The organism is Gymnodinialimonas sp. 57CJ19, from assembly GCF_038396845.1.
Taxonomy (GTDB): domain Bacteria; phylum Pseudomonadota; class Alphaproteobacteria; order Rhodobacterales; family Rhodobacteraceae; genus Gymnodinialimonas.
Genome location: NZ_CP151587.1, coordinates 2,935,836 through 2,949,689 on the forward strand (window position 1 = coordinate 2,935,836; position 13,854 = coordinate 2,949,689).

At 62.9% G+C, this 13,854-nt stretch carries 11 protein-coding genes; 4 read left to right on the forward strand and 7 right to left on the reverse strand.

The features are described 5' to 3' along the window. Positions 1 to 29: 29 nt before the first annotated feature. The 5 genes from lpdA to AADW23_RS14410 all read right to left on the reverse strand — a co-directional run bounded on the left by lpdA (position 30) and on the right by AADW23_RS14410 (position 7,840). On the reverse strand, positions 30 to 1,424 hold the full coding sequence (gene lpdA / locus AADW23_RS14390; protein ID WP_341861632.1) for a dihydrolipoyl dehydrogenase: 1,395 nt from the start codon (positions 1,422 to 1,424) through the stop codon (positions 30 to 32). A gap of 120 nt (positions 1,425 to 1,544) precedes the next feature. After that, positions 1,545 to 2,120 (reverse strand): DUF924 family protein, encoded by a 576-nt coding sequence (locus AADW23_RS14395; RefSeq protein WP_341861633.1) that lies wholly within the window; start codon positions 2,118 to 2,120, stop codon positions 1,545 to 1,547. After that, on the reverse strand, positions 2,117 to 3,406 hold the full coding sequence (locus AADW23_RS14400; RefSeq protein ID WP_341861634.1) for an MFS transporter: 1,290 nt from the start codon (positions 3,404 to 3,406) through the stop codon (positions 2,117 to 2,119). Before AADW23_RS14400 ends, AADW23_RS14395 begins: the two co-directional genes overlap by 4 nt. Positions 3,407 to 3,461: 55 nt before the next feature. Then, a complete protein-coding gene (gene queA, locus AADW23_RS14405) occupies positions 3,462 to 4,523 on the reverse strand; it encodes a tRNA preQ1(34) S-adenosylmethionine ribosyltransferase-isomerase QueA (RefSeq protein WP_341861635.1) in 1,062 nt (353 codons plus the stop codon). An 8-nt stretch (positions 4,524 to 4,531) separates the two neighbouring features. Then, positions 4,532 to 7,840: an AsmA-like C-terminal region-containing protein gene (locus tag AADW23_RS14410; protein WP_341861636.1), complete on the reverse strand. Its 3,309-nt coding sequence runs from the start codon at positions 7,838 to 7,840 to the stop codon at positions 4,532 to 4,534. A gap of 115 nt (positions 7,841 to 7,955) precedes the next feature. Here AADW23_RS14410 and AADW23_RS14415 point away from each other — a divergent pair, with 115 nt between their 5' ends. The 4 genes from AADW23_RS14415 to AADW23_RS14430 all read left to right on the forward strand — a co-directional run bounded on the left by AADW23_RS14415 (position 7,956) and on the right by AADW23_RS14430 (position 11,533). Continuing rightward, positions 7,956 to 8,417 carry a peroxiredoxin gene (locus tag AADW23_RS14415; RefSeq protein WP_341861637.1) on the forward strand — a complete coding sequence of 154 codons (462 nt, stop codon included), beginning with the start codon at positions 7,956 to 7,958 and terminating at the stop codon, positions 8,415 to 8,417. Positions 8,418 to 8,570: 153 nt separating this feature from the next. After that, on the forward strand, positions 8,571 to 9,398 hold the full coding sequence (locus AADW23_RS14420) for a ferritin-like domain-containing protein (protein WP_341861638.1): 828 nt from the start codon (positions 8,571 to 8,573) through the stop codon (positions 9,396 to 9,398). Positions 9,399 to 9,600: 202 nt separating this feature from the next. Continuing rightward, complete coding sequence (locus AADW23_RS14425) at positions 9,601 to 10,938, forward strand: M23 family metallopeptidase (protein WP_341861639.1); 1,338 nt, start codon at positions 9,601 to 9,603, stop codon at positions 10,936 to 10,938. Continuing rightward, complete coding sequence (locus AADW23_RS14430; RefSeq protein ID WP_341861640.1) at positions 10,928 to 11,533, forward strand: polymer-forming cytoskeletal protein; 606 nt, start codon at positions 10,928 to 10,930, stop codon at positions 11,531 to 11,533. Before AADW23_RS14425 ends, AADW23_RS14430 begins: the two co-directional genes overlap by 11 nt. A gap of 66 nt (positions 11,534 to 11,599) precedes the next feature. Here AADW23_RS14430 and AADW23_RS14435 read toward each other — a convergent pair whose 3' ends face one another. Both AADW23_RS14435 and AADW23_RS14440 read right to left on the reverse strand, forming a co-directional pair. Then, the gene (locus AADW23_RS14435; RefSeq protein ID WP_341861641.1) at positions 11,600 to 12,409 is read right to left on the reverse strand and encodes a DUF2189 domain-containing protein; all 810 of its coding nucleotides are present in this window, start codon (positions 12,407 to 12,409) and stop codon (positions 11,600 to 11,602) included. 59 nt (positions 12,410 to 12,468) lie between these two features. After that, positions 12,469 to 13,839 carry an amidase gene (locus tag AADW23_RS14440; protein ID WP_341861642.1) on the reverse strand — a complete coding sequence of 457 codons (1,371 nt, stop codon included), beginning with the start codon at positions 13,837 to 13,839 and terminating at the stop codon, positions 12,469 to 12,471. Positions 13,840 to 13,854 lie beyond the last annotated feature (15 nt).

The window sequence follows — 13,854 nt, forward strand, 5'->3', positions numbered from 1 at the left end:
CTCAAGCGTGAGCACCCCGGGTTCGCACCTCAGATATGGATCACGCGATCATAGGCGTCGAGCACACTTTCGTGCATCATCTCCGACAGGGTTGGATGCGGGAAGACCGTCTCCATCAGGTCCTGCTCCGTGGTCTCCAATTTCTGGCCGACGACGTAGCCCTGGATCAATTCCGTGACCTCTGCCCCGATCATATGAGCGCCCAGAAGCTCTCCGGTTTTTTCATCGAAGACGGTCTTGATCAGCCCCTCAGGCTCCCCCAAAGCAATCGCCTTGCCGTTGCCAATGAACGGGAAGCGTCCGACCTTGACCTTATAGCCCTGCTCTTTCGCTTTCGCTTCCGTTAGCCCGACCGAGGCCACCTGAGGATGACAATAAGTGCAGCCCGCGATGCTTTCGGGTTTGATCGGATGCGCCTTCTGACCGGCGATCAACTCCGCAACCATAACCCCTTCGTGCGACGCCTTATGCGCCAACCAAGGCGCGCCGGCGATGTCACCGATGGCATAGAGCCCATCGACGCCGGTGCGGCAGTATTCATCGGTCACAACATGGGTCCGGTCGATCTTCACGCCAAGCGCTTCCAGTCCCAGGTTTTCCACGTTGCCGACGATGCCGACAGCGGAGATCACGGTGTCGAATTCCTGCTTCTCGACCTTGCCGTTCACCTCGATATGCGCGGTGACTTTATCGGCGGCGCGGTCCAATTGCTTGACCATCGCCTTCTGCATGATCTTCATGCCCTGCTTTTCAAACGACTTCTTGGCGAAGGCCGAGATTTCAGCGTCTTCCACCGGCAACACCCGGTCCATGACTTCCACCACGGTCGTGTCAGCGCCGAGCGTGTTGTAGAAGCTGGCAAACTCGATGCCAATCGCGCCCGAGCCGATGACCAGCAGCTTCTTCGGCATATGGGGCGGGTTAAGCGCGGCTTTGTAGGTCCAGACACGTTTGCCGTCGGCCTCGAGACCCGGCAATTCACGGGCCCGCGCGCCGGTGGCGACGATGATGTTTTTCGCCGTCAGCTCTTCGCTGCCCTTTTCCGTCTTAACCACGACCTTGCCCTTGGCAGGGATCGTCGCCTCCCCCATCACGGTGGTGATCTTGTTCTTCTTCATAAGATGCGCCACGCCGCCCGAAAGCTGTTTGGCCACCTTGCGAGAGCGGTCCACCACCTTATTCAGGTCATAGCTGATACCATCGGCGGACAGGCCAAACTCCTTGGCCCGGTGCATCAGGTGAAACACCTCGGACGAGCGCAAAAGCGCCTTGGTGGGGATACAGCCCCAGTTCAGGCAGATGCCGCCCATATGTTCGCGTTCAACAATCGCGGTCTTCAAGCCAAGCTGGCTGGCGCGAATGGCGGCAACGTAGCCGCCCGGCCCGGCCCCAATAACAATAAGATCAAAGTTCTGTGCGGCCATTGGGGTCTTCTCCGGGTCTGGGACGTCAACGTCTTTGAGATTTGTTCAACGTTAAACCAATATCCCAAGCCAGACAATTGCCGCTACGTCGCATGCCGCTTTGCAGCCAGTGCATAGCGCCTAAAGGCCATGATCCGCTTGGAATTTCTTGCGAAGCGTCACGTAGCCGCCGTCATCAAGGAAGGCTTGCTCTGCATCGGTCGTGGTGCGGCCCAAGGGGCCGTTGCGGTAGGGAAAGCGGCCAAATCGCCTGATGATCTCTCGGTGAACACGGGCGTGAAGCGCGTTGTCGCCGGTTTCCATCCTTGTGTCCATCAGCTCGACGCAGGCGTCTTGGTGGTCGATGTTTTCCGAGTGCATGAACGGCATGTAGAAGAACTGACGCTCAGGCTCCGGCGTTTGACGGTCCCAGCCGTGGGCCATCGCCTGGCCCGAAACCTTAAGCGCTTTGCTATCGGTGGCGAAGGCCCGCGGATCATCGCGGAACATGTTGCGAGGGAACTGGTCCAACAAGATCAGCAACGCCAAGGCACCCGGCGCATCCGCTGCCCAGTTCGGCATGTAGCCGTCGTGGGCTGCCTGCCACACCTGACCGAATTGATCCCGGATCGCTTGATCGAAGGCATCGTCCTGGATGTACCATTTGGACGGTCCAGCAGAGAGCCAGAAGGTTAAAACGTCGGCGGCGTGGGTCATGGGTCTTGATCCTCTTCTGCATCGCTCGCCATTTCTTCAGCGGCCTCCACATAGTACTCCTGCGCGGCCTCAACGGCTACAGGCGATGCAGTGCCCGGCATGATCGAGGCGTAAGGAACCGCGTCGTAATCGTCTTCCTCGGTGTAGGCCGAGACCCGCTGCGTCATCCGGAAGACCCCGTAAACGCCCATGGAGACAAGGACTACGGCAAGAAACAGCCAGAACCCGGAGGCCCCGATATTACCCATCAACAGACCCATGAGAGGCGGGCCAGATATTGCACCAATGCCGTTCACAAAGATCATCCCGCCCGAGGCAGCGGGCATGTCTTCCGGTTCCAGATAGTCGTTTATATAGGCGATGATGAGCGCGTATAGCGGCTGCGCCAGACCGCCCGACAGCGCGGCGATGGCCAGAAGCGCCCAGTAGTTGCCGCCCAAGAACATCCCCAGGATCGACACAGCCGCCCCCAGAAACGCAGCCCCCACGATCAACAGGCGGCGGTCCATACGGTCCGACATCCAGCCGATGGGGTATTGAAACGCAATCGCCCCCAGAAAGATGGCGGACACGAAACCGGAGAGCTGTTGCAGGTTCAGGCCCAGTTCCGTCGCATAGACCGGGGCCATGACGAATTGGCCCGCAAACACGCCCCCCATCAGCAGCATCGCGACCGAGGCGAAGGGTGAGGCGTCATAGAGTTGGCGCAGCGACATGGAACGAGTTTCTTCGATCGCCGGTGTCGGCGTGGCGGCCAGAAGGATCGGCGCGAACGACAGCGACACCAGGATCGAGGGGATCACGAACAACAGCCAACCCGAAGGATCACCCGCCGCAAGAAAGCCCTGCGCCGCCACAAGGCCGAACATCTGCATCAGCATATAGGCCGAAAGCGACTGGCCCCGGGTCTCGTTGGTGGAGGAATTGTTCAGCCACGACTCGGCCGTCACATAAACGCCGGACAGGCAAAACCCGATGCCAACGCGCAGAACCATCCAGACATAGGGGTCGGCGACGATGGGGTAAGAGATCACAATCGCCGAGATGAAAGAGGCCAGCGCCGCAAAGACGCGTACATGGCCAACCCGGGCGATGAACTTGGGCGCCATGCTGGAACCGCCCAGAAAGCCAATGAAATAGGCCGAACCGATCAGGGACAATTGGAATGTCGAGAAGTTCTCGATCGCGCCCCGAACACCCATGAGGGAGCCTTGCAGGCCGTTGCCGATCTGCAAGAGGAACATGCCAAAAAGTAGCGCCCATGCGCTGCGGATAACGGTGATCATGGAAACGTGCCTTTCCAAAGGGGAAGTTTTGCGACGGCTAACGCGCGGCGTCTGGCTAGGTCTGGCGGGTTTGCGACGGAATTAGCAAAGAGGCGTCGCCATAGGAGAAAAAGCGATAGCCCTGCGCGATGGCATGGGCGTAGACGGCGTCCATCCGGTCCTTGCCCATCAACGCGCTGACCAGCATCAGCAGAGTCGATTTGGGCAGGTGAAAGTTGGTCATCAGCGCGTCGGTGATCTGCCACGTGTAGCCGGGGTAGATGAAGATTTCGGTCGTGCCCTCGAACGGATGAACCTGGCCATCTTTCGCCGCGCTCTCAATCAGGCGCAGAGCAGTGGTGCCCACGGGAATGACCCGCCCGCCGGCGGCTTTGGCGGCGTTGATCTGGGCGGCGGCCTCGGCGCTGACCTCGCCCCATTCGGCGTGCATCTTGTGGGTGGTGACGTCTTCGACGGTGACGGGCAAAAACGTGCCCGCGCCCACATGGAGGGTGACGTAAGAGACCTCCACCCCCTTGGCCGAGAGCGCGGCCATAAGCTCTGCGTCGAAGTGCAAGCTGGCCGTCGGCGCGGCGACTGCGCCCGCGTGTTTGGCCCAGATGGTCTGGTAGTCGTCATGGTCACGCGCATCGGGGGCGCGCTTGCCCGCGATGTACGGAGGCAAAGGCATGGCACCGGCGGCATTGAGGGCGGCGTCAAAGTCATCCCCGCTGAGGTTGAAGGCCAGGCGCAAGCCTTCATCCATCGCTTTAACTTCCGCCCGCAAATCCTTGGAAAAGATAACAATCTCCCCCACCTTCAGCTTGCGCATGGGCTTTCCAAGGGCGGACCATGTGCCATCGGGTTGCGGCTCCATCAGGGTCACTTCGATCTTGGCGGTAACCTCGCCCTGGGCGCTCATCCTTGTGCGCGTGCCCGATAGCCGTGCGGGGATCACGCGGGTATCGTTCAGCACCAAACGATCCCCCGCCCGCAGTTGCGCAGGCAGGTCGGCGACGGTCAGATCACGGGTCGCCGCCCCGTCCGCCACCAACAGTTTCGCCGAGGACCGGGGCCGCGCCGGCCGTGTGGCGATCAGGGCGTCAGGCAGGTCAAAATCGAAGTCGTCAAGTTTCATCAATAGCCCTACTGGGAGAAGTCCGGCGGCGGCGCACGGAAGATTTCACGGAAGATGCCAGGGGTGAGAATCGACAAGGGGTTCACCGTCACCCGCGTGTCGTCGCTATCGCCGATCAGCCGATAATTGAAGCCGAAAAGTCCCTCGCGCCGCGTCGCAAAAATCGCGCCGAACAACCCGTTCACCAGATAGAACGGAGAGACCACGCCCTGCATCTCGTAACGTCCTGAAGCCACGTCATAAACACCGTCCATGGAGAACCCCATGGAGGGGCCGACGGCGGTGCCTTCCTGAACCGTGATCGCGGTGGGGGTGATGCGGAATGCGCCATCCACCTGCCCCAGATTGATGCCGTCGCCGGAGAGTTGCTCCAGAAGGCCCACCACGGAAATCAGGTTCAACAGTTCTGCCATGACAGAGGCATCGCGCAGGCGTGGGCTGTCGATGGTCAGGCGGCCATCGTATTCGCCCGATTGCGCCCGCGCCGCAAGGATCAGGTCAAACGCGCCGCCGTGCATGTTCTCGAAAATATCGGCCGAGCGCAGAACCGCGCCCCCGTCCGGCGATTGCAGTCGCACTGAAGGGCCGTTGGCGCTTGGCACCAACTGGCCGCTGATGGGCGCGCCGTTGTTAACCTGGCCTCGAAACTGGCCGCTGCCCGTAGCGCCATCAAGGCTGGCCCGAAGGCCAGTCAGCGCAATGCCTTCGGTGATCTGCATCCGGTCAAGGCGCACGTCCAACGGCCCTACATCCCCGCCGCCACCGCTGCCACTGGCCCCCAGAAGCGAGGGCATGGTGCGGAAATCAAGCACGCCGCCCGACACCTCGATTGCGGGGGCGGCATTGCCCCGCCCCACAAGGCCGCCCTGCACGTCCAGCCATTGCCCAAGGCGAAACCGCCCGGCGGAGAAGCGGTTCAGGTAGCCATCTTCGGTGAAGGTCACGGCCCCATCCAGCGACAGGCCCGCGCCTTCCAGCGCCAGGGACCGCACCTCGGGTTGCAGGCCAAGGGTGAGTTCGGCGGTGAAGTCCCCGGTCCGCCCCGCCGCCATGCGCCACGCCAGCGGCGGGATCGCCAAGGCGATGCCATCAAGGTCGGAACGGACCCGAAGTTGCGCCGGGCGCGTGGGGTGAAGGGCGACAGTCATGTCGGCCTCTCCCTGGCCTGAGATCAGCCAATCGGGCAGGTCCACCCCAAAGGTCGCAAGGCTCGCGCGGTCCACCTGCGCACGCGCCTCGATCAAACTGCCGGGCGGCGCGCTTGGGTCCAGCAGAACGCTCCAGTTTCCGGTGACAGGCACACCATCAAGGGCACCGCGCCCGCCCACAGACAGGCGCTCGGACGTCATCGCCACGGTGAGCCGGTTCGAGGTCAACGTGCGGTCGGGCACCAGTTCCGTGCCCCGGTAGCCGGTCACGATGGCAGAGGCGTCTATATCAACACCGTCAAATCCCGTCGCCTCGGTGCGGGCAACCAGGTGGGTCGCAAGGGCCGCCTGCGCTACGATCTGGCCTGTGCCAATCTCATCAGGGGCGTAGCCGCTGGCCTCCAACACCGCGAAGGGCGGACCTGCGAGGATATGCATCAGGTCCGGGACATCGCCGTTGATTTCAAGGTCAAACGTGGCCAACGGCCCCGGAACCGAGACATCGCCAATCCGCATCCGGGACCCCGCAAGCGACACTGCGCCCTGCCCTTCGGCCGCGACGCCGCCGCCATCCAGCCCGACGGAGAGCGTGTCATTCTCCAGCCGCAAGAACCCCGATGCGCCACGGATCGGCGGCCCCGCAGGCAAGGCGATCAGATCGGCGTCGGTGAAGTCAAAGGACAGCTCGTAAATCGGGTCGTGGTCGGGCTGCATTCGTAGCGACAAATCCGCGCCCGTCGCCGTGCCTGCCAACATCCGCTCGGTCACCCACCAGCGGGTATTGGGGATCGCCGTGGCGGGCCAATACGACAGGGCCGAGGCGACATCCACCTCGGCCATCGACAGGTCAAGGGCCAGCGTCAGCCCCTCCGGCGCAGCCATAGCGCGGCCCCTTGCCGTGGCGCGAAAGGCGCCATCAAAGACCGTCGCCTGCCCCACATCAAGGCGCACGATTTCGCCCAAGCTAAGGCGCAGATCGAGCATCAGCCCATCAATTTGCAAAGGCGCATCGAACATCCCCTCGGGATCAGCGATCACATCGCGCACGGCGAATTGCCCGGTAAACACCCGGCCCGCCGCGTCAATATCCGCATGGCCCACCGCCTCGAACGAGAGCTGATCTGCCGAAACAGCCAGCTGCTCGAACCGGGCGCGTCGGGTGCCGGGCGCGTAGCTGAGCCGTGCTTCCATCGCGTTGAACGGCAGCGGCGCGTCCTGTCCCGGCAAGGTCACCTGCCCCGGCCCGATCTGCAACGCGCCATCCAAGGCGCCCAAAACACCGTCATCCCCAAGCTCTGCCGTCAATTCGCCGTCAATCGGCGCGCGCATCAGGTCCAACCACCCCAAAGCCGGAGACATGGCGGCCAAATCCTGTGCCGCCAAGGTGTCAAAAACCATCGCCATGTCGGTGACGCCCCGGATCGCATCCCGGCCAATGGTCACGCTCAACGCCGCATCGCGGCTGCCTTCCAGATTACCGTCAATCTGCAAGGTCATCGCGCCCTCGCCCCGCGTCAGGCGCACCTCGGCCCCGTGCAAGCGCATGTCGCGCCCCGTCTCGGCGTCCGACAAGCTCACCTGCATCGCCTCTCCGCGCACTTCGTCGAGGCGGGAGAATACCTCTCGCGCGAACATCAGATCCAACAGCGCCAACGTTTCCACCAAGGTCCGCTCCGCCCGCTCCCCGGTGCTATCCGCGTCATCGCCACCGGCGAAATTCCCGGCAAAGGCCAAATCAATGCGCCCATCGGCGTCTCGGGTCATGTTCAGGCCCGCGCCCACCACCACAATCCGCTTGATCCGCGCCCGGCCCAACACCAGCGGCCCCGGCGCCACGCGCAACCGCAGCACCGGAAACGCCGCCCTCACGTCGCCCTCCACGGTGGTCATCACCACATCGCGGAATTCCAACGCCGGCGCACGTCCCCCTTGCGGCAAGCCCAGAACCATATCCCCGACCGAGACATCGCCCAACGCCATCGCCGCGTTGATCCGCGCCTCGATCTGGTCCTGCATCGCGGCGGGCAAGCTCATCGGCGCAATTGATAACCGCACCCAGGCCGCGCCCAACGGCAGCACAACAACCAACGCCAGCACGATGAGCGCAATGCGCCAGCGCCTGCGCCCCCTGCCTTGCTGCTCTGCTTCGTCCGTGCCGCTACCCGTCAAACCCCAAAACCCGTCCTAAGCCCCAAAAACACCTTGCCGGTTGTCTTCCCTTTATTCTTCGCGCAAATCCCCTAGCTTGCAACGTGAATACGCCGATGCCCCGAAAGGACCGCCCATGCTAGAGACAGGCCACCCCGCCCCCGATTTCACCCTGCCCCGTGACGGCGGCACAACCCTGACCCTGTCCGACCAACGCCCCAAGGCCGTGGTCCTCTTCTTCTACCCCAAGGACGACACGCCGGGCTGCACTAAGGAGGCCATCGCCTTCACCGGCCTCGAATCCGCCTTCGCCGAAGCCAACACCACCCTCATCGGCATCTCCAAAGACACCGCCGCCAAACATGACAAGTTCATCGCCAAACACGACCTCTCCATCGCGCTTGTCTCTGACACCGACCACGACACCTGCGAGCAATACGGCACCTGGGTGGAAAAAAACATGTACGGCAAGAAATACATGGGCATTGAACGCGCCACCTTCCTGATCGACAGCGACGGCAACATCGCCCAGATCTGGCGCAAGGTGAAAGTCCCCGGCCATGCCGAGGCCGTGCTCGAAGCCGCGCGCGCCCTGTAACCCGCGTCCCTGCTTCCTCGTTCCAGAAATATCCCGGGGGGTGGCAGGCTTTTGCCCGCAAAAGACTGACAGGGGGGCCGCGCCCCCCTCCCCTTAACAAATGCCAATGCGACTTTAGCCGCGCATTTTGACGAGTTCGTAAAGGCCAGCCCCATGATCCCCCTTGCCGAAATGGCCGACCAGGTCCTGCGCACGGCCGATGCCCGCGCAAAAACTGCCCTGTCGCGGCGCTTCGCGGCCCAGTGGCAAGCCGCCCGTGACGCTGGCGCACGCCCCGAGATTGGCACCGCCCCTCCGCCCGATGCCCCGGCCCGATCCGACGCGCCTGTGCTGCTTGATCCGCGCGACGTGCCACGCCGCAAACCGGGTTCGCCGCAGGGGCGCATCGCGATCCTGCACGCCGTCGCTCATATCGAATTGAACGCCGTCGACCTGCACTGGGATCTGATCGCCCGATTTTCGGCCACGCCCTTTCCCATCGGCTTTTTCGACGATTGGGTCCGCGCCGCCGATGAGGAATCAAAGCATTTCAACCTGATCGCCGATTGTCTGGAGGTCATGGGGTCCCACTACGGGGCTCTGCCTGCCCACGCTGGCATGTGGCGCGCGGCGCAAGACACCGCGGGCGATCTGTTGGGCCGCCTCGCCGTGGTGCCCATGGTGCTCGAGGCCCGTGGCCTCGATGTCACGCCGGGGATGATCAAGATCTTCCAGAACGCCAAGAACGACCCCGCCGCGCAGCAGGCGGTAGACGCCATGCAAGTGATTTACGCCGAAGAGGTCCACCACGTGGCCTATGGCTCCAAGTGGTTCCACTTCCTGTGTGGCCGCCATGACCTTGACCCGAAAGAGGCGTTTCACGATCTGGTCCAGCGCTATTTCCACGGCCCCCTGAAGCCGCCGTTCAACGAAGAGAAACGGGCCGAGGCGGGCATTCCGCCAGACTTCTACTGGCCACTGGCGGACGAGATTCGACGCTAACCCTCCGACCTGTATACCAGAAACGAGGCCACTTCGGCGAATTTCCGCCGCAATTGCGCGATTTTTCGGTGCGTTTTAAGCAGTTCTCCATTAGGGTGTTGGCACAAAGCGCGGTGTGGCTTATCCCCAAGCCTGCTGCGACTGCCGCTAGGGACAAGTTGGCGATGCAGACATACACAAGGGGAAGCGAGGCTTAAGGATAGTGAACTCTCGGCTTTATGGCCGCGTGAATGCGGCGCTTGAACGGCATCTGCCAGAACAACGCCTCTTCCTGAAATCGGAAGAGGGGACGCGGTTTATCCGCCTTCGCCCTATCACGCAGGCAAGCATGATTTTGGGGTCTGCCGTTGCGGTGGGCTGGACAGTCATCGTCACGTCATTTTTTCTGATCGACTCCATTTCCTCGGGCAACGCTCGGGACCTGGCGGCGCGCGAACAGGAATCCTATCAACTGCGCCTGAACCTTCTGGCCCATGAGCGCGACGCCCGCGCCGCCGAGGCCAGCGCCGCCCAGGACCGCTTCGCTTTGGCGATGGATCAGGTGTCGGCGATGCAGACGCAACTTCTCGACAGTGAAGAACGCGCCCGTGAATTGGAAATCGCCGTTGACGTGATCCAGGCCACCCTGCGCCGCACCATCGGCGAACGCGACGACGCCCGTGTCGCCCAAGCGGCCCTCCAGTCGGAACTGCAAGCGGACACCGGCACCGTCCTGACCGCCGCCGAGCGCGAAGACGAGCTGGAGCAAACCCTCGCCTTCCTGAACCAGGCTCTCGAGTTTACCGCCGAAGAACGTGACACCGGCTACACGCTGGTTGCTGAGGCGGAAGAGGAAATCAACCGCCTGAACTTCGAAGCGGCCCTCACCGACGAACGCTCCAGCCGCGTGTTCCGCCAGTTGGAAGAGGCGGTCGCCGTTTCCATGGAACCGCTGGACGAAATGTTCCGTGCCGCCGGCATGAACACCGACGATCTGATCGACGCCGTGCGCCGGGGCTATTCCGGCCAGGGCGGCCCGCTGACGCCGATCCTGTCCACCTCCGGGGAGCCCGCCGACGGATTGTCGATGCGCGCCAATGAGGTTCTCGAAAGCCTCGACCGGATCAACATGTACCGCATCGCGGCCGAGCGTCTTCCGCTTGCCAACCCGGTCAACGGTTCTTACCGCAACACGTCGGGCTTCGGCCCGCGCGGCGACCCGTTCAACGGGTCGCGCCGGATGCACAACGGCGTTGACTTCGCCGGGGCCCGTGGCACGCAGATTGTTGCCGGTGGCGAGGGAACTGTGACCCACGCTGGACGGATGAGCGGTTACGGCAATACAGTAGAAGTGACCCATGCTAACGGGTTCATGACTCGCTACGCGCATCTATCGCGTATTCGCGTGAACGAAGGCCAAAGGGTCTCGCGCGGGGACTTGTTAGGTGATATGGGCTGCACGGGTCGGTGCACAGGCACGCATTTGCACTATGAAGTGCATCGCAATGGCACGCCTGTTAATCCGATGACGTTCATAAGGGCAGGACGCAATGTTTTCTAAATCCAAGATCAACGAACCCGGACCTAAGACTGGCGATGCGTCGTCCGGGTCCGCCAGCACTGGTTCGACCGGGGTAACGGGCAACTCTTCTGGAGATACCATGAATAAAACGAATACCGCCGCCGCGACCGGCAGCAAGACCAAGCCACAGCCTTCGATGCTGTCCACGGACCTGACGATTGTCGGCAACCTGCGCACAACCGGCGACATTCAGGTCGAAGGCACTGTCCAGGGCGACATTCGTGCCCACCTTCTGACTGTCGGCGAAAGCGCCAACATCGAGGGTGAGATTGTGGCAGACGACATCGTCGTCACCGGCCGCGTTGTTGGCCGTGTGCGTGGCTTGAAAGTCCGCCTGACGTCCACTGCCCGTGTCGAAGGCGACATCATCCACAAGACCATCGCCATCGAAAGCGGTGCCCACTTCGAAGGCTCCGTTCAGCGCGCCGAAGATCCGCTGTCCACGGGCGCGTCGAACCCGGTTCCAACGGCGCGTACGCCCGTTTCCACCGGCTCGCCCTCCGCGGCCGAGGCGCCGTCCTCGTCGATCCCGCGCCCGGCAGCCGCTGGCCCGGTGCCGTCCTCCAAGGACTAAGCCCCGGGGCTATATTGATTGGAATAAGCCGGGCGCCCTGCCCGGCTTTTTTCGTTTCAGGACTGCTCAGGCGTGCGGATTGCGCGCCGGCCCGGTGACCGTCGCCAAACGATACAAATGCCATGATCCATGGCCGAGGACCGGCAGCACCACGAACAGGCCCAACAGCCCCGGCAGCAGCGCCAAAAAGGTCAGCCCGGCGATGATGACGCCCCAGACCACCATGACGGTAAAGTTCTGCTTCACCACCGAGACAGAGGTGATCATGGCGGTCACGAAATCCACCTCCCGGTCCAGCAATAGCGGCAGTGACACCACAGTCAGCGCAAACAGGACAAACGCAAAGATCGCCCCAAAGCCCGTGCCCACCAGCAGCATCAAGATGCCCTCTCGCTGCAACAGATAGCCGTAGGATGATGTCACATTGGTCAGGGCCGATGGCCCCAGAAACAGCGCGAACAGCATGTGGGCGAAGAACGACCAGAACAGGAAGTAGACGATAATCACCCAAGCCATCGACGGTAGTTGCCGCAAGCGTTGGCGCCAGATCACCCCAAGAATGTCGCGCCGCGCCCACTCAGTTTGCCCGGCCTCCAGACGGCGGGACACCTCGTAAAGCCCGACGGCAAGAAAGGGCCCCAACAGTGGGAAGCCCACCGTGATCGGGATCGCCAGCCAATCCTGATCGGTGACGAATAGAAGCAGGTAAAGCAACCATCCCCCCACCATATAGGCGGCAGCAAACCCCAGCCCCATCATCGGTTTGCGCAGGAAATCCCTCAGCCCAAGGCGCAATGCCTTCGCCAGATCGCCAAGCCTCAGGTCTCGGATCGCCGGCGCGCCCTCTCCCACCGGATGTACAGTGCTGTCGGTCATGTCATCGCCCCTCCCTCGGCAAGTGTAGGGGCTTACGCACGCGGCGCAAAGGGGCGCGTTCAGGCAGGATCTCGGACAAGGCGCGGGCCGATCATTTCCTCCCACGCGGCGCCCATGGCCAAAACCTTACCGTCCGCCCCCGACGGCCCGATCAACTGCACCCCGTGGGGCAAGCCGCTGTCGCCATAGCCCGCCGGCATCGAGAGCGCAGGCACCCCGGCTAGACTGGCGGGCACGACGCACTCCATCCAGCGATGATAGCTGTCGGTCTCTTGCCCCGCCAATTGGCGCGGCCAATCCCAATCCGCCGGAAACGGCCACATCTGAGTCGCAGGCAGCATGAGGGCATCAAATCGCGCGAACAAATCGTCCAGCACGGCCAACCAGTCGCGGCGAATGGCACTGGCCCGCTCCACCTGATCGCTGGTCAAGGCAAGCCCGCGCTCCACCTCCCACAGGGCCTGCGCATTCAGCAACGCGCGCTGCGCCGGGTCGCGCCAATGGCGGGCCAGGTCCTGCGCCACTACGAAGGATCGCAACGTCGTCCAACTGTCCCACAATGCTCCCGCGGCCATGGGCGGGGTGATCTTCTCCACCTGCCACCCCAGATCTTCCGCCTGTACCACAGCCGCTTCCCCGGCCTCCAACAGGCCCGCATCCATCCCGTAAGCGCCGCCCCAATCCCCAAGCCATGCCACGCGTGGCGCCCTGGGCGCGTGCGACACCGCCACGGATCGCCCCGCGATCGTGTCCAACAGGCCGCTCACATCTTCAATGGACCGCCCCATCGGCCCCAAGGTCGCTAGACGGTGCAACAAGACATTGTCCCTCGGCTCTCCCGGCACCACGCCCACCGTGGGGCGAAATCCGTAAACATCATTCCACGCCGCCGGATTGCGCAAACTGCCCATCATGTCGGAGCCATCGGCGACGCTTACCATCCCCGTGGCCAAAGCCGCCCCCGCCCCGCCGGAAGATCCTCCAGCCGTGCGCGACATATCAAACGGATTACGCGTGACCCCAAAGACCGCGTTGGTGGAATGCGAGCCCAACCCATATTCCGGCACATTGGTCTTTCCGATGACGATCGCGCCCACACCGCGCAAGGCGCGCGCCAAGCCATCATCTGCCTCAGGTACAAAATCCGCGAATATTTGCGACCCCCAGGTGGACCGCACCCCCTTCACGGCAACCAAATCCTTCACGGCCACCGGAATGCCCCTCAGCCAACCGCCGCCGCCCACAGCGTCCGCGACCCTAGCCTCTCCCATCAAGGCTTCCCTGTCGCGCAACGACACAATCGCGTTCACCTCGCCATTGACCGCATCGATCCGCGCCAAAGTCGCCCGCATCACCTCCACACAAGAGGCCTCGCCCGCCGCAATCTTCCGCGACAAAGCCCTCGCCCCAAGACGCCACAGCTCAGTCATGGGCGCTCCCCCCGC